Genomic DNA, 17,961 nt, shown 5'->3' with positions numbered 1-17,961 from the left:
ATTCCACTCTGCGGAATCGACATAGGGCAACAGCTTTTCAAGATATTTTACAACTAGGGATGCAAAATATTTTTTCCCTTCTGTTCTGTAGACAATCGCGGGCTACTTCGATTTCTTCTAAGTTTAAGTAGCAAAGGATTTCAACTACACAAGCTAAAAACAAAGAAGAAAGATATTCAGCAGCAACCTGTATCTGATTATCAAATGCTGTAAGAGTGTAATCTTTGTAATTCTCTTGAGCTTTGTTCAACCGCGAAGCAGCCTGGATTGCAAACGCTCTAAGGCGATCGTGATTTTTCATTGTAAAGGCATTTTGTGCAAATTTGCGAGCCTCGCGGAAATCAGCATCAAAACTCAGGTCTATTTTATGCTCAATTCGCTTCAAGCGTTGTTCAATTTCTTGTAACCGCTGTAGCACGCAACTCAATCCTATACGTGAGACAGCTAAATTGAGGATACTGGCAACTGAACCACACTGAGAGAGTAGGGTTGATGCTTGAGAAAGATTAGGGTTTAGTTCACGCAACATAGCAACTATTTCAGGCTGCTGCTTCTGTGCATCCCGAAGCACACCGCCAAATCGTACATAATTCTCACTTTCTCAACCTTGATTAATCCAGTCAGGAGTTGTAAAGGTTACATCAACTCGACTCATTTTTGACCGCTTCTTAAATATGAATATTTATTTTACTTAGATAATTAATTGATGGCGGCAATAAATTTAATCATAAAAATATTATGTCTGCTTTAAATGTATATTAATTACGATGAGGAGTAATACCAAAGCCAAAAACCGATCGCCCCTACATCCCAAAATACGCGCGTGCGAAGCTATCCCGTAGAGAATCGCACTCTTTCGCCCAAGTTATTCCTCAAGACACTGATCAGCTCGGTTAACAGCCCTATGCTAGTAGTTGTATAGCCCTTAAACCCGATCGACCCGGAGGGCGCTTGTTTAGCCTAGTTCAAAACACTTCTGGCAAAGGACAAATTCTAGAGGTCGTCTTCCGCAACGGTTGGGACTGCATGAAACCTGTGCTTGTCCCAGAAAAAACGCGATCGCGGGCTAGGGTTCAACGCCATCACCTTTTTCGGCACACTATAGTGTGCGTGCGTCCAGGACTGTAATTCACAAAAATTGTTGTACTCAAAATTCATAACTCTCTGTATAACGGGCCAGCTTACGATCGCAAAATTTTCCGATAGCGAGCTTCAATTACCGAGTAGATGCCATAGGCAATTAAACCCAAAGGTACTAGACCCAAAATCACTGGACTAAAAGGCTGTTGTGCCAGAATTGCTAACACCTCGCCCAATCCCTTCGCTTGACTGGCATCTGATAGCCTTGCTGCTTGAATAAAGAAAAGACCGATTATCACGAAAACAATCCCGCGGGCAGCAATTCCAAATCGACCCAACCGTGTCGCCCAAGTTAGCTCTTTTTGGCTCATTTCATCTAGCTTGAAATGGCGGCGAAATTTTGCTTTATATGCTTGGTAGAAATAAGAAAAACCTACACCAATAACAATTGATCCCACCAATCCTACCAGCCACTGTCCAAATGGTTGCGCTAAAAGTTGAGCTGTCAAATCTTCGGTTGTATCCTTTTTACCACCGCCCGAACCCATTATCAGTTTTACAGCCGTTAAAGCCAAACCTGCGTAAGCTAAAGCACTGAAGGCGTAGCCAATGCGTTGGGCAATTCGCTTGGCATCCATGTTTTGTCCTTGGTGTTCTGGGTCGAGAATTGTCTGAACCATACGCCAAAGGAAATAACCAATAATGCCAATCGTTACAAGAAATAGCAGAAATTTACCGAACGGTTGGTTAACAATTTCTGATAATGCACCGCTAGTATCGGTTGTTCTGCCGCCGCCCGTACTAAAGACTGCTTGTGCTGCTAGAAAACCGACAATAAAGTAAACTAAGCCTTTGGAAGCATATCCCAATCTTGCCAGTCGCTCAAACCAGGGATGAGAAGCTGTCCGTCGAATTGACTGTTCAATGCTGTCGGTGGGTGAGTTGCGCCGTTTCATATTTTTTGACAATTTAGTTGTTAAAGACTGCTGCCACAAGCAATGGTGCATTCCTTTCCAGTTAACAGAGTTCTTAAACAAATAATCTATGTTATTATTTATTACTTAAAGATTAGCTTATTTTAAAAAAAAACTTATCTGTCTTGAGCGGGAGTGTCAGCGGTTGATTAATTGATAAGTTTCACCTTTTTTTGGCTTGACAAATATAGCTTTATGGGCTAACAGAAGATACCTTCACTGATGCACCCGTCTGCCAGCAATCTAGTATATCTTTGATTAAAACTTCTTTAACCCAAGTTGAATAACAATTAGAATTGACAGAGCTAAAAAGCTCCCAAAAAATCAAATAAAAATCTAAATTCTGTCAAGAGAGCTAAGGTGTAAGCGGGAAGCAAAGATACCCGCTTTTTCATAATGATAGCTGTGAGAAAATTGCCTTCAAGACGTTGTAAGAATGGATGCGCCCCCGTGCGGCAGTTGGGAATCAAGCATCTATCGCCAACCGTCCGAGCGATCGCACTTAACTCAAAGCAGTATCATAAGTGTTTCCTCAATCATCTTCCATCAGGTGGATATTTTTTTATGGCATTAGACAGATGGCAAAGTTTAGCTAGTTAGATTAAATGGAGATACAAGCAACATTTTTCGATGTTGAACAGGGACAATAGACCTTTTACCTAAGTCTATTTTTAAGATTCTAAATTGCCATTGTCGCAAGAAGTTGATGGTTCAGAACCTGGAGGATATTAGGAAAATGGAATCAACCACAACGGTAGTGGCTGTGTTGAGTTCAACCTTTTATTTACGGGAAATTGCCCAAATCAGTTCTCAAACATCAGGCATCCTGCCTCTGCTAAACAGAGTTTTCAGGAGAAGTCTAATAGCTAACCACAAAGTGGTCGCTTGCGCCAGGAAGACAAGCAGAATCTCTTTCTTGCCTCGTTTGTTTTGACTATCAATTCAGCAATAAGGTGTATATAATGAATCAAGTGAATCAACCAGAATCCTTGTCGCAACCGCTGACGAACACCGAATTCGTCGCAACTTTTCGCTTGTTCAGTCGAGTTAGCTTCTGGATACAGTTATTTTTGGGTGCTGTTTCCGGCATTGTTTTAGTATTTGCTATGTTGGGTCGCAACATGAGCGAACAAACCAATAATGCAGGTATTGGTTTCGGGGTATTTTTAGCGATTGTTGGTCTTTTATTGCTGTGCTTTAGAATATTTTGGGATTTTCGCTATCGGCTTTTAGGCAGACTTTTGCACGCCGAAAATTCCCAGGTATATCCCAGCAAAGAGCATATTACTCACACCTTGCGGATTGGATTAATTTCTAGTTTGGTGGGGGTATTAATCGCGTTTGTCGCTTCTGAAGAAACTGTTGCCGTAGTCCTAGCGAAAACTCTCGGTCAACCGCAAGCGGTGGCAGCTTATGCGTCCGAAAATGTGATTCGTTCCCTAGATATTTTTGTGACAATGGCAAACGTGAATCTGATTGGTGCTCACTTTTTTGGAGCTGTTACTTCTCTTGGGTTACTCAATTGGGTAGAGGATTAGTTGGCAGCATTAGCGATCGCTAATGGCAAACACAGATCCTATGTGGTCAGGATTTACAAAGGCTGACCGATTTAACTAAGGTTTGTCAACTACCGCACACCAACCCGAAGGGTATGGTGTGGGCTTGAATAAAGCCTGTTGACCAGACGGCTAGTTTTCAACTAGCAGCCGTTAAGACTAAGCGTTAAAGTTCGTACCAAGGAATGCGTGCCAGTTCCTTGCTCTACAACTGAGTAATTAAACAGGTTATTAAGGGAAAGCCAGTGTTACTTAGAAAATACCGAGTCTTAACAACGTCGAGGCAAACTAAACCAAGAAATTGAGAGATGCAGTAATGCGTACTTTTGTACTGGATAAAAACTTGAAACCTCTAGACCCTTGCCATCGGGCACGGGCAAGAGAACTACTAAAGAAAGGGAGAGCTAAGGTATTTAAACGCTATCCATTCACCATTGTCTTACAGGATAGGGTTCGAGAAAATTCGGTTACTCATTGTCACCGAATCAAGATTGACCCAGGCAGCAAAGCTACGGGTATTGCCGTTGTTCAAGAGCAAACAGGTCGGGTCACCAACGCCTTAGAAATCTCTCACAGAGGGCAACAAATTAAAGATTCTCTTGAGTCTCGCTCTTCTTTAAGAAGAGGTCGTCGTAACAGGAAGACCCGTTATCGTAAACCCCGTTTCTTAAACAGAACCCGTAAAGCCGGGTGGTTCCCACCCTCTCTTGAGAGCCGGATTACCAACATTGAAACCTGGGTCAGACGAATTAGGAAGGTTTGCCCCGTCACCGCCATTTCTCAAGAACTGGTGCGTTTTGATTTGCAACAACTCCAAAACCTTGAAGTTTCTGGAGTTGAATATCAAAGAGGCGAGCTGTTCGGTTTTGAAGTTAAGGAATATCTACTCCAAAAATGGAACAGAAAATGCGCTTACTGCGCCATTGAAAATGTTCCCTTCGAGATTGAGCATATTGTCGCCAAGTCTAAGGGAGGAAGCAACCGAGTCAGCAACCTGTGCCTTAGTTGTCATTCCTGTAACCAAGCCAAGGGAAACAAGCCTGTTGAAGAGTTTCTCAAGAAAAAACCTGAAATTCTTAAACGAATATTGGCTCAAGCCAAAGCACCTCTTAAAGACGCAGCGGCTGTTAATACTACTCGTTGGGAACTATACAGAAGACTTAAATCAACCGAACTGCCTGTAGAGATAGGGTCAGGGGGTCGGACAAAGTTCAATCGTAAAACAAGGGGGATTGAGAAACGGCACTGGACTGATGCAGCTTGTGTCGGAGAATCAACTCCAGAAAAACTACTCCTAAATGGCGTTAAGCCCTTGTTAGTTAAAGCCAAGGGGCATGGGAGAAGGCAACGCTGCGGAACCGATAAATTTGGCTTTCCCGTTCGTCATGCACCATCTCAAAAGTCCTTCATGGGTTTCCAGACTGGGGATTTGGTAAAGGCTAATGTTCTCACGGGAAAGTATGCAGGAAGCTACACAGGTCGAATTGCAATTCGGTTTAAACCAAGTTTTAAGCTAACAGCAGGAGGTAAAAGTTTCGATGTGCATCCAAAATATTTGAAAACCATTCACAAGGCTGATGGCTATGAATATTTATCCTAAAAACATTGCACTTGTCGGAGAGAAAACGCGATCGCTCTTTTTCGGCACAGAATATGTAGTGTGCGTGCGTAATTCCTGTGTAGATTACGATGAGGAGTAATGCCAAAGCCAAAAACAGATCGCCCCCACACCCCAAAATACGCGCGTGCGAAGCTATCCCGTAGGGAATCGCACTCTTTCGCCCAAGTTATTCCTCAAGACACTGGTCAGCTTGGTTAACAGCGCTATCCTAGTAGTTGTATAGCCCTTAAACCCGATCGACCCGGAGGCCCCTTGTTCAGCCTAGTCCAAAACACTTCTCGCAAAGGAGAAATTCTAGAGGTCGTCTTCCGCAACGGTTGGGACTACATGAAACGCCTCCTAACCGGCAGCAAAACAGACGCACCCAGTCTCCCAACTCCAGCAGTTCTCCGCAACATCCTCGTCGAATTAGGCCCAGTTTTTGTCAAATTGGGTCAATTGCTGAGCACCCGTCCCGACCTTTTACCCGCCACCTACATCGAAATCCTCTCCACGCTACAAGCGGAAGTGCCCCCCGTACCGTGGTCGCAAGTAGAAGCAATCGTCCGCCAGGAACTCACACAATCTCTCGAAAATACCTTTGCCAAATTTAACACTGAAGCCATCGCCGCAGGTTCTATAGCCCAAACCCACAAAGCTACTTTAAAAGACGGCCGCGAAGTCGCCCTCAAAGTTCAGCGCCCCGGTATTGATATTGTCATCGAACAAGACATCGCCGTACTCCGAGGTTTGGCAGAACTTGTCATGCTCACAGACTTCGGTCAACAATACGATATTGTCGCCTTAGCTGAAGAATTTGCGATCGCCCTGCGTGCAGAACTAGACTTCATTCAAGAAGCCAACTACACAGACGAACTGCGCCGCAATTTATCTAAAAGTGGCTGGTTTGACCCCACACAAGTTGTCTTGCCACAAATTAACTGGGAGTTAACTACAAAAAAACTCTTAGTAATGGAGTGGCTGAACGGAGTCCCAATTTTGTTAGGCGATTTGCAAGGAACTCGCCACCAAGGAGATGTAAATGCCGAACGCGAAGAAATTACAACGCTACTTTGCCGCGTTTTCTTCCAGCAGTTGTATATCGACGGATTCTTTCACGCAGACCCGCATCCAGGCAATTTATTTTATCTCAAAGACGGCCGGATAGCTTTGCTAGACTGCGGCATGGTCGGCAGATTAGACCCGCGCACTCAGCAAAATTTGACAGAAATGTTGCTGTCAATTGTCGATTTAGACGCTCAGCGCTGCGCTCAATTAACATTGGAAATGGCTGAATTTGCTCAGCCGAAAAGTTTAGCTGTTCTAGAGAACGATTTGGCGAGAATGCTGCGCAAGTATTACAATGTCAGCTTGTCGCAAATGAACTTGTCGGAAATTTTTTATGAGGTGCTGGAAATCACCCGCAAAAATAAAATTAGACTGCCCAGCAATCTCGGTTTGTATGCAAAAACTCTAGCTAATTTGGAAGGACTGGCCCGCTCTTTTAATCCCCGGTTTAATATTGTAGAGCAGGTCAAACCGCTGATGACCGATATGTTTCGGCGTCAGTTATTAGGAGATGACCCAGTACAGGCTATGCTGAGAACTGCCCTGGATCTCAAAAGCTTATCTTTGCAATCTCCGCGACAAGTGGAAGTGCTTTTAGACCGGGTAACTTCGGAAACTTTGAAGTGGAACTTGACGCTAAAAGAACTCGACCCGCTGCGCCGCACTCTGGGGGATTCTGCGAACCGACTTTCTTTTAGTATTGTCGTGGGTTCGCTGATTATAGGGGCTGCAATTATTTCTTCTAACGCGCAAACTTCTCAGCTATCTTTTCTGAGCACTGGTTTGTTTGGGGCGGCGAGTTTTTTGGGTTTTTGGTTGATTATTAGTATTCTGCGATCGGGCCGTTTGCGGAGTTGATTTTACAATATCGGTATGTGTTGTGGAACAGGCATCTTGCCTGTTTTTGAGCATTGTGGAAGATGTAGAATATAGCCAAGTCCAACAACCGCATAAAGGTAGGCTATGTCACAGCATGATGCTTCTCTCCCAAAGTCGGCAATTAGAGACAACCGCCACCGCGGCACTGTGGGCGATTTTTTGAAAGCCAAGGTCGAGGAAAACTCAACCTTGTCAATTGTTTCTGCTTACTTTACAATTTATGCTTTTGATGCTTTGAAGCAACAACTTCTAGGTATTAAAAGCTTGAAATTTCTGTTTGGCGAACCGCGCTTCATCAAGTCCCTTGACCCCAGTAAAACAGATAAAAAGGCGTTCCAAATTGAGGATGAGGGCTTGCAGCTACAGAATCGGTTGGAGCAAAAGCGGGTTGCGAAAGAATGTGCAGAATGGATTGAGAAAAAAGTACAGATACGGTCGGTAAAGCAATCTAATTTACTGCACGGCAAAATGTATCACATTGCTCATAAGGGAACTGAAAATGCTATTATGGGCAGTTCTAATTTTACCGTGCGGGGACTGGGATTAGGTACGAAATATAACAATATTGAACTCAATCTAGAAGTAGATAGTAAACGCGATACCCGCGACCTTAAAGCCTGGTTTGATGAACTCTGGAATGATGCCGAACTCATCGAAGATGTCAAACAAGATGTGCTGCTGTACCTAGAGCAACTTTACCAGAATAATACTCCTGAGTTTATCTACTACAAAACTCTGTTTCATATCTTCGAGACTTTTCTAGATGACCTAGAAAAAAGCGATATTCTCAGCGAACAGCTACATCTATTTGATACAGAAATTTGGAAATCTCTATTTGAATTTCAAAAAGACGGAGTTAAGGCAGCCCTCAATAAAATCCGACGATATAACGGGTGTATTATTGCTGACAGCGTTGGTTTAGGTAAAACATTTGAAGCTCTAGCGGTTATTCAATATTTTGAACTGCGGAATGAAAAAGTTTTGGTTCTGTGTCCCAAAAAACTCCGCGAGAATTGGACTGTATATCTAGCACAGAACAATAGCGATCTCAATCCTTTGGTTAAAGACCGCTTTAGCTATACAGTCCTATCTCACACCGACTTGAGCCGCGATTCCGGTTGGTCTGGGGACATTAAGTTAGAAACGATTAATTGGGGTAACTATGACTTGGTAGTTATTGACGAATCCCACAATTTCCGAAACAACATCAAGAGTAAATGGGACGAATCTGGCAATCTAATTAGAAAGAGCCGTTACGAAAGGCTGAGGGATGATATTATCAAGAGCGGTGTCAAAACTAAAGTGCTACTCCTATCAGCAACTCCGGTTAACAATGATTTAAAGGATTTGCGGAATCAACTTTATTTGATCGCAGAAGGTGGCGACGCTGCGTTTGGGGAATCGCTGGGAATTGCCAGTCTGCGCGATACACTAGCTGATGCTCAGGGGAAATTTACCAAGTGGGCCAAGAAAAGTAGGGAACGCAAAACTAGCGAACTGCTGGAAGAACTTAGTTCTGCTTTTTTCAAACTGCTTGACGAATTGACGATCGCACGATCTCGCAAGCACATTCAAAAATACTATAAAGATGCGATCGCCCAATTAGGCGGCTTTCCAGAACGGCTCAAACCCATCTCCGTATTTCCTGAGATTGACCTAAAGGGTGAGTTCCTGTCCTACGAACAGCTTAACAGCGAAATTTCTAAATATCAACTCTCGCTATTCAACCCTTCAAAATATGTCCTGTCGCCATACCGTTCGGTGTATGAAAATAAAGGAGTGCGAAATTTCAAACAGAGCGATCGCGAACGCTGTTTGATCGGCATGATGAAAGTCAATTTCCTTAAACGCTTAGAAAGCTCCATCCATTCCTTTGGGCTGACAATGGAGCGCACGATTAAAAAAACTGAAGCTCTAGAGGCAAAAATTAAAAAGTTTAAGCAATTGCAGCAATTTCGCGACGCTAACCAGACAGTAACTTTCAGCGATTTGATGATTGAAGACTTGGACGATGAAGAGTTGCAAGATGCCATGCAAGTAGGTCAGAAGCTGATATTTGAAATGGCGCACCTCGATGTCGCAACCTGGTTAAAAGACCTCAAAAACGACAAGGAACAGCTTAAAAAAATTTACAATTCTGCCCAAAGCATTTCTGTTGAACGCGATGCCAAGCTGGCTGAGTTAAAAGAACTGATCGCCGAGAAAGTCAAGCATCCTACGACTAACAAGCATGGCCAATCAAATCGCAAGGTTTTAGTTTTTACTGCCTTTGCAGATACGGCAGTCTATCTCTACGAAGGATTGCGGGAATGGGCAACAGTAGAATTGAAAATTAACCTAGCTTTGGTCACTGGGGGATCGGCGGCAAATAAGACTACTTTTGGCAAAAACGAGTTCAATCACATCCTGACAAATTTTTCGCCTTTCGCCAAGAAACGCGCCCAAATTCCATCTATGCAGCAAGACGGCGAGATTGATTTATTAATTGCCACAGATTGTATTTCCGAAGGGCAAAATTTACAAGATTGTGATTATCTGATTAACTACGACATACACTGGAACCCAGTCCGAATTATCCAGCGGTTCGGTAGGTGCGATCGCATTGGCAGCCCCAACCACACGGTACAATTAATTAATTTTTGGCCGACAGAGGACTTGGATCAATACATCAATCTGAAAAATCGAGTAGAAGCACGGATGGCTTTAGCGGACATGGCTGGTACATTTGAAGATAACCTACTGGAGGCAAAGGAAATTCAAGAACTGATTGAGAGTGATTTGAAATACCGCGACAAGCAGTTGCTGCGATTGAAAGATGAGGTGCTGGATCTCGAAGATTTCACCGAGACTGTAGCCCTAACGGAATTCACTCTCGATGATTTCCGAATGGAACTAGCCAAATACATTGAGAGCAACCGCAAACTACTCCAAGATGCCCCTTTAGGACTCTATGCAGTAGTTCCAACTAACTCGGAGTACCCGATAATTGCTCCGGGCGTAATTTTTTGCCTCAAACAAAAAGGCGATTCTCTTGATAATAAAACCGTCAACCCGCTGCAACCATACTTTTTAGTTTACGTTCGAGAAAATAAGGAAGTGCGATTAACTTTTGCTCAACCCAAACAAATACTTGAAATATATCAGTTGCTGTGCGCGGGGTGTAGTGTTCCCTATGAAGAGTTGTGCAACTTGTTCGATAGACAAACTAAGAACGGATTTGATATGAGTTTGTATAATGATTTGCTTCAGCGGGCGGTTGATTCAATTGCAGGTATTTACAACAAGCGGCTCATCGGCCACCTGCTGTCTAGCCGCAGTGCTGTGTTGGTTGAGCAAGCGCATCAGGTTAAAGCAACAACGGATTTTGAACTGATTACCTGGCTGGTGATTAAATGAGCGTCAGCGAACAACAAGCTAAAGCATCTATTAATGAAGCTTTAAGTAGTTTTGCCAAGGGAAAACTAGCCGATAACGCCCGTAATTTGTTCTTCGCTCTTGGCTACCGAAGTGACAGAACGAGTCAATTTTATCCCAATACTTCGGATAACTTTATTGCGAGTTTTGACATAGATCAAAAGCTCAACTCCCAAAAAGCTCTCTTAGAGGAATGGCTGTCGGTTGATTTTCTCTTCCAGTTTACCGGGACAGAAATTGCAGATAATGACCAGTTTGTCGAATTTGATACTAGCAGTGCTGAGAGTGCCTTTTTTACTTCCTACTTGTTTTTCGCGATCGCACTGCGGAGGAGTGCGTACACTATCGAACAACTTGACGGGATTATCCGCGAGATTAATAAAATTTTACGGATGCCGGCGATCGTTCTCTTTCAGCATGGAGAAACTCTGACTTTATCCATTATCAACCGTCGCCAACACAAGCGCAATCAATCTGAAGATGTATTAGGAAAAGTCAAACATATTAAAGATATCCCATTCGCCAGTCCGACAAACTCTCATTTAAAAATGCTCTTCAATATTTTTTTGACAGAGTTGCATGAGAATCATGGCTTTAGCAACTTTGACGAATTTCATGAAGCTTGGCATAAAACTATTCCTGACAGCATCAAATTTAAAAAAGAGCGCCTACCGCCAGATTCGCTTCGGGTTTACCTGCAACAAATCGGTCGAATTCCCATGCTCAAAGCTGACGAAGAGATTGAACTAGCTCGTAAAATTGCTGAGTTAGAATTAGAGGGCAGCCGAAAAGCTAAAAACCAAATGGTAGAGTCTAACTTGCGGCTGGTAGTCTCCATTGCTAAAAAATATCAAAATAGAGGGCTGGATTTCTTAGACTTGATTCAGGAGGGAAATCTCGGTTTAATCAGGGCTGTAGAAAAGTTTGATTGCACGAAGGGCAACAGGTTTTCCACCTACGCATATGGGTGGATTCGTCAGGCAATTACGCGGGCTATTGCCGAACGATCGCGGACTATCCGCCTACCAGTTCACGTTTATGAAACTATCTCTAAGATTAAGAAAACTACCAAACAGCTTTCTGAAGAAATCAGTCGCAAGCCTACCGAAGAAGAAATCGCTACTAAAATGGAGATAACAATTACCAAATTGCGATTTGTTATTAAATCTGCTAAATCTATCATTTCCTTAGATACTAAAATGGGTGATCGTGAAGACTGTACATTGGGAGAGTTGATTGAATTCGATGGAGAAACACCAGAGGAACAAGCATCTAAAAATTTGTTTACCGAAGATTTAGAAAGCGTTTTAGATACTCTCAGCCCTCGACAACGTGACGTTATTCGGATGCGATTCGGATTGGATGACGGCCGCGAGAAAAGTCTACAGGAAATCGGCAATATATTTCATGTTACCCGGGAGCGGATTCGGCAAATTGAGGCTAAGGCTTTACTAAGATTGCGCCATCCCAACCGCAACAGCATTTTAAAAGATTATATTCGCCCTACAGCAATTTATCAAACTCAGACAAAAAGACCGATCGCCCAACCGATGCAGCCCAGACAGTTCAACATTCCAGAAAACTTGTCTCGCAGCCATTGCGACACTTTCTTACAGGAGCCTGTTGGTGATAAAATAGTTGATATAGCTAATATTACCGAACCATTAATTCCTTTTAATAACTTCAGAGAAGAATCAAATATAGAACAAACAAATTTGACTCAGACTTACTTGTCGAAGACCGATGAAAATGAAAACAACCTCACTTATGCAATTTTGAACGCTCATAATTTCCACATTGCCGAACGGACAGAAAATGACTTGAATGGAGTGATTACACCGATGGTACAAAATTCAGCAGATTTACTGAAACAACTCACCGCACTAGAAGAGGTTTTTTCTCAACTGGAAGCACGGCTGTTAGAGGCGAGTCGAAAGTTGCTAGACCCTGGTATACCTATATCTCAAAAGCTGATTCAAGAACTTGACGAGTCCCGGAAAAACTTTATTCAGCTTCGCAACAAGGTGCTAGAACTGGCTGAATATTTGGCACTATCGCCAATGCTGAAAACTGAGGAAATTGGTTCTTTAGCAGATATCAAGTCTGTACTTGAGCGTGTTGATTTTGCCGAGAAGCAAAAAAGTGCGATCGCTCTTGTCCGCGACTCTGCTTTGAGGGTTCTGGAACGAGTTTTAGCGATCGCCCATCGAGTAGAGAGCAATTTTCAATCATTGCTGGAATGTCAGGAAAAAGCCCGCGAACTTCAACGCGCTATCTCCGAATGGCAAGAGTCTGACTTGCATCCAGACACCCAAGTCTTGGCTGACGGCAATCATCCATTCTGCAAACTGCTAACACTAATTGCAGAATTGGAAGAAGCAGATGAAGAGCGTTTGGATTCCTTACATGATGCCGTATCTGAATCGTTTGGAAGAACTCTGGCGATGGCAGCAGTCAGAGGTAAACTGATTATTCACTCGGAAGCAATACCAGATTTACCTGCTCTTTCTACTAACAATAACTTAGAGGCAACTTCCTTAGTTGAGGAGCCGGAACCTGAAACTGTTCCTATTCTAGAACAACCACCATTAGCAGAGTTGAACGCGGTCTTGATAGAGGAGGTGATCGCGCAGCCAATCACTGAAAATATCCCAGATATTCCACCAACAGAAGCGCCAACCGCAACTCAGATAAATCATCAAAATTCGGAAAAGAAGCAAGGAAAAGAAGTTGACAAGCCGGGGAATAGAAAAAGAGAAGAAAAACAGCCTCTCTACAGCTTCTCGCCCAATGATACCGCTCAACAAATCGCTCAATCCATCTTGGACGACCCCGATCGAGAACGCCCAGCAGTTTTGCGCGACTTAGTTTGGCGGCTGATTCTTGAAGAAAAACTCAGCCTTGCGTTTCATTTAGCTCGCTGCTTTGAAAAAAAATATTCCAACTTCGATCCGCACCTGCCACCGCAGTTAATTAGAGCAGTATTGCTAGGACAAAACCTGCGCTATGACGTAGGATATGGAAAACTTGCAAATCTGCTTAAAGATGATTTCACCAGTTACACCGCTAGCTATTTATTACCAGAAAAAAGTGAATGGAATCAAGCCGTAAGCTTGCTCTTGGCAGCAGCAGCACTGCGGCCGTCTTTGCTAGCCCCAAATACTGGTGCTTCGCACCTTTTCCAGGAGCTTCAATTCGGTGCTGGACTCGACAAACTGTATGATTATTGCCAAATTATCGCCCAACACGGCGATCGGCAGCGGGCCCTAGATACAAAAGCCATCAAGAAAGCAAAAACTCTGGCAGCGTTGCAAAAAGATTTAGACGATTTGTATATAAAAATCGAGGATTGGTGGTCTCAAGCGCCGCAACAAGATTTGATTTACGGTCATGCAAAGAAAGTTTGGGTCGAGTGGTTGAACCCCGGTGAACTTTTTTACACTCTGTGGCTTCCCATCAAGCAAAAAGATTTGAGCCAACTTCCCTTCCTTAAGGAGAAGATCGAGCGATTGTCTAATGAGTCCAATCTAGACTGGGAAATTCAGCGAACAGAGCGCAAAATTCGTCGCCCTAAAGGTGCTGGTATCATTACAGGTAAAGCCCTCATTCAGCTTCGCTCTCGCGCTCGGCAATTTTTAAATTGGGTGGGTCGCTGGGTTAAGGAGCAGGAATTGCGCTTAGCTGAAAGCGAAAATTATCTTCAGAAAGAAGCCAAACAGTTAAAACAAGATATTGAGAATCTTCAAGATACTGTTCTCAAAGAATTGGATACCTTTGAGGCGACAAAACCTCCAGTGTTTATTTTAGCTGGTATCGCTTGTTGCCGAAAAGCTGTGCAAGATATCGGCAATATCTTCGATCCAGATACCGAATTGCCAACGACAGAACCTGACCCAAGACATATCCTACACGCGGATCTGTTAAGAATGCCATCTATCCCTATCAACGATGCCTGGGAACTGGATATCGCTAATGCAGAAGCGGGTATAGATGGAATTTTGAAGTTAGTCAAAAATGATATTTGGGATTGGCAACAAGCATTCGATCTGCACAGTTATCTCTGTAGTTCAAAAGCTGTGGGAAATCACGAGGCTACGGCGCAAATCATCGAATACCTCGAACTCTACCCCGAACCAAAAATAGACCTCGCTCAGCTAAAGGACTTACGAAATAATCGGATTGAAGAGTGTCAAGGAATTTTGCAGGAGCAGGTCGAGACTACTAGCAAACAGCTCGAAAGTGCCGTAGCTTTTGGTTTACTAAGAGAAACAGATAGAAGTGCTTATGCAGCACAGATTGAAAGCATTAAAAATGCTCATGTAACAACCAGGCGGTTTTCCGAAAAAATTGAGCTGCTTCGGGCGATCGGTCAAGGAATTAGCGCCAAGCGCCAGGAACAGATCGATCGAGTATCCGAGGAATTAGAGAGTCTTCAGCAAACAGGTATAGCAGATGCCGATCGTACCAGAATTTGCAGTGTATTGGAGCAAGGCGATATCCTGACGGCTAAGGAATATATATCTATGCTGCAAGAGCGGCGATCGCTTCCTGAACCAGAGGAAAAAAGAGATGCTTTTAAAGACTTCTTCGAGCATAAGTATGCTGCGATCGAAAAAGTGCTTGAGGAGTGCGATCGCGATCGACAAAAAAAGCAAGACCTAATTCCCAACATTTCCAAAGGGAAAAGTATCGCAAAAATACAGATACCGCAAGGAACTCAAGCCAAAAAAGCCGCTGATATGCTAGATGCTTGGTTTGCAGCCAAGGGAAGGAAGCAAGAAATCACAGAGAAAGATGCTCGCCAAATTCTAAGCAACCTCGGTTTTAACATAACATCTCTTACATTTAAAAAATCAGGACAAAATACCTGGATTGACGTTAATGCTGAGCCGATATTTGACCAAAATCGCTGTCCTGTGTCTGCCTATGGTTCAGCCGCGAAGGGCCATTACCGCATTCTTTGTGTATGGGATAGACCGAACGAACAGGATCTCCTCAATGCCGTTGGAGAAACTGCTCTTGGAGGGCCGATATTCGTCTTTCATTTTGGGCGAATGACTGAAAAGAAACGCCGAGATTTGGCTGATTTGTGTCGGCAGCGTCGGAGCACTTTCATTGTGATAGATGATGTGCTGATGCTCTACCTTTGCGGAGAACAAAAAACACGCTTACCTGTATTGTTTGATTGTACCTTACCCTTTACTTTCTTAGAACCTTATAAAACCGCAGCAGGAGAGGTTCCGCCTGAGATGTTTTACGGGCGAGTACGAGAACGGGAATCCATAATCGATCCTCTTGGTTCTTGTTTGATTTATGGAGGTCGGCAGTTAGGTAAAACCGTTTTGCTTAAGTATGTACACCGGACTTTTCATGGAACCGACGCGGGAAGGAACGCCCTATTTTTGGATATTAAAGAAATTGGACGCAACCAAGCTTTAGATAAGATTTGGGATTTACTAAACGGAGAATTGGATAAATTAAAAATTCCTGATACCAATCGGCGCAATTCCGTTGGCGAAAGCAGCTTGCTGCGGATTAAAAATTGGCTGGAATTGGACAAGCAGCGGCGCTTTTTGCTGTTGTTGGATGAGGCAGATAATTTCCTTGAAGCCGATGGTAAGGAGGATTTCCTCCGCTGCGATGAACTCAGAAAATTAATGATGGAAACTGACCGACGTTTTAAGGTAGTCTTTGCCGGATTGCACAACGTTCTGAGAACCACTAGACAAGCAAATCATCCGCTGGCTCACTTTGGCAGGCCGATCTGCATTGGGCCTCTGCTGAATAATGGTGAAATGCGTGCGGCAACAGCTTTGGTAGAACGTCCGCTGGCTAGTCTTGGCTATCGTTTTGAATCACTTGATTTAATCCCGCGCATTCTTTGGCAGACTAACTATTATCCGAGCTTGATTCAACTCTATTGCGAGCAGTTACTCAAGCACATTACTAACCCAGATGTCCCTACTTTCGATCCTAAAATTAGTCCGCCTTACGCGATTACTTCTCGCCATGTAGAAGAAGCTTATCAAAGTCAAGACCTTCGCAATAATATTCGCGATCGCTTTAAGTTGACATTGGGACTAGATAAGCGCTACGAGGTAATTGCCTACTCGATTGCTGATGGCTCTCAGGAGGATGAAACAGGCATGGAGGATGGGTTTTCTGTATCTTGGATTCGCGAACAAGTCTTGTATTGGTGGTCTGACGGATTCGCGGGAAGGTCATCGGAAGATGAAATTCTTGCTTTACTAGAAGAAATGGTCGGATTAGGAGTTTTACGAGAAACCAATCCAGGTTACTTCACTCTGAGAAGTTCTAATTTAGCCTTGCTTATGGGTACGCAACCAGAAATTGAAGCAGAGCTTCTGAGACCGCGTGAAGCTCCACCTGAATACGAACCTGCTACTTTTCGGTCTCCTCTTGTCAAAAATAAAGCTGATTCCCGGCGCAGTCCTTTAACTGTTCAACAGGAATCAGAGCTGCTGCGCCGGGAGTATGGTGTCTCTATTATATTTGGCTGCCAAGCCGCAGGAATTGACGATTTGAGAGTTTTTATGGAAGCAGCATTTAGTAAGAAAGATTGCAAAATTCACTATTTAGAAAATCTCTCCGATCGATCGGATTTCAACCAGCGTTTGACAGAAATTAGTAACCGTCGCAAGAAAGATACCACGACGCTCGTTGTTGTATCACCCACCACCCCTTGGAGTAAGGATTGGGTTGATGAGGCAATTAAGAAAATCAAAAGATTGAAGAAGGAAGACTCGTTTATCCAGCTTGCTTTCGTCGCCGACCCTCAGAAAGTTTGGGAGTTAGTTAATTATAGTTCCAGAGGCTTTGATTACTTTAAAGAAGTGAGATTTTTCAGTCTCAAACCTTGGCACGATGCGGCGCTGCGACATTGGTTGGAAGATGCTAAGTTGCCCAGCGGACTAGAAGTTAGAAAGAAGATTACGGAAGTTACAGGGAATTGGTCAAACCTGTTGCAAAAATTCTATCAATTTTCTCAATCTAATCCGCATCGCTGGCAAGATTCCTTGGCGGAACTGAAGAATCAATTTAATAACTCTGACAAATTAATTAATTCAATGGGCTTTGACGGTTGCGAACCTCAACTAAAGCTGGTGATGAGAACTTTGGCCGAATGGCGAGAAGCAGCAGCGGTTGAGGAATTAATTGAGGTTCTTGATGATGTATCGCCTGAAATTGTCAAGCAGACTCTCAGATGGGCGGAGCTCCTCAGTCTTGTCTCGCATTTAGGAAATCAGAAGCAAGACGGTAAGGATTACTGGCAGATTGACCCTGTAGTTGGCCGTCTGCTCGAATCTATGGCAGAGTAATACAAACTTTCTGCTGTGCGATGTACTTAAGCAGATCTCTGACTTAAGAT

Annotated in this window: 7 protein-coding genes; 5 read left to right on the top strand and 2 right to left on the bottom strand. The window is 43.5% G+C overall.

From position 1 onward, the window contains the following. Positions 1–37: 37 nt before the first annotated feature. Positions 38–529: a hypothetical protein gene (locus QUA80_RS02340; RefSeq protein ID WP_333421039.1), complete on the bottom strand. Its 492-nt coding sequence runs from the start codon at positions 527–529 to the stop codon at positions 38–40. 652 nt (positions 530–1,181) lie between these two features. Next, positions 1,182–2,036, bottom strand: coding sequence for a DUF1206 domain-containing protein (locus QUA80_RS02335; RefSeq protein WP_333421037.1), 855 nt, complete (start codon positions 2,034–2,036; stop codon positions 1,182–1,184). A 980-nt stretch (positions 2,037–3,016) separates the two neighbouring features. On the opposite strand from QUA80_RS02335, the gene QUA80_RS02330 reads away from it, so the two are divergent. The 5 genes from QUA80_RS02330 (at position 3,017) to QUA80_RS02310 (ending at position 17,911) form a co-directional block, all read left to right on the top strand. Beyond that, positions 3,017–3,592: a DUF3611 family protein gene (locus QUA80_RS02330; protein ID WP_333421035.1), complete on the top strand. Its 576-nt coding sequence runs from the start codon at positions 3,017–3,019 to the stop codon at positions 3,590–3,592. 334 nt (positions 3,593–3,926) lie between these two features. Continuing rightward, complete coding sequence (gene iscB, locus QUA80_RS02325; protein WP_333421033.1) at positions 3,927–5,210, top strand: RNA-guided endonuclease IscB; 1,284 nt, start codon at positions 3,927–3,929, stop codon at positions 5,208–5,210. A gap of 273 nt (positions 5,211–5,483) precedes the next feature. Further along, positions 5,484–7,136 carry an AarF/ABC1/UbiB kinase family protein gene (locus tag QUA80_RS02320; protein WP_333421030.1) on the top strand — a complete coding sequence of 551 codons (1,653 nt, stop codon included), beginning with the start codon at positions 5,484–5,486 and terminating at the stop codon, positions 7,134–7,136. 105 nt (positions 7,137–7,241) lie between these two features. After that, entirely contained in the window at positions 7,242–10,553 is a 3,312-nt protein-coding gene (locus QUA80_RS02315) for a helicase-related protein (protein WP_333421028.1), read from the top strand. Then, complete coding sequence (locus QUA80_RS02310) at positions 10,550–17,911, top strand: sigma-70 family RNA polymerase sigma factor (RefSeq protein ID WP_333421286.1); 7,362 nt, start codon at positions 10,550–10,552, stop codon at positions 17,909–17,911. Before QUA80_RS02315 ends, QUA80_RS02310 begins: the two co-directional genes overlap by 4 nt. Positions 17,912–17,961: the final 50 nt, after the last annotated feature.

The sequence above is a fragment of the Microcoleus sp. F4-D5 genome (genome assembly GCF_036704885.1).
Classification (GTDB): Bacteria; Cyanobacteriota; Cyanobacteriia; order Cyanobacteriales; family Microcoleaceae; genus Microcoleus.
The sequence above is the reverse complement of the archived record's forward strand: the minus strand, read 5'-3'. Positions and strand labels throughout refer to the sequence as shown.

Coding starts and splice junctions, on each gene's coding strand:
- QUA80_RS02310 (WP_333421286.1), top strand. CDS start 10,550: ATGAGCGTCAGCGAACAACAAGCTAAAGCATCTATTAATGAAGCTTTA.
- iscB (WP_333421033.1), top strand. CDS start 3,927: ATGCGTACTTTTGTACTGGATAAAAACTTGAAACCTCTAGACCCTTGC.
- QUA80_RS02340 (WP_333421039.1), bottom strand. CDS start 529: ATGTTGCGTGAACTAAACCCTAATCTTTCTCAAGCATCAACCCTACTC.
- QUA80_RS02315 (WP_333421028.1), top strand. CDS start 7,242: ATGTCACAGCATGATGCTTCTCTCCCAAAGTCGGCAATTAGAGACAAC.
- QUA80_RS02335 (WP_333421037.1), bottom strand. CDS start 2,036: ATGAAACGGCGCAACTCACCCACCGACAGCATTGAACAGTCAATTCGA.
- QUA80_RS02330 (WP_333421035.1), top strand. CDS start 3,017: ATGAATCAAGTGAATCAACCAGAATCCTTGTCGCAACCGCTGACGAAC.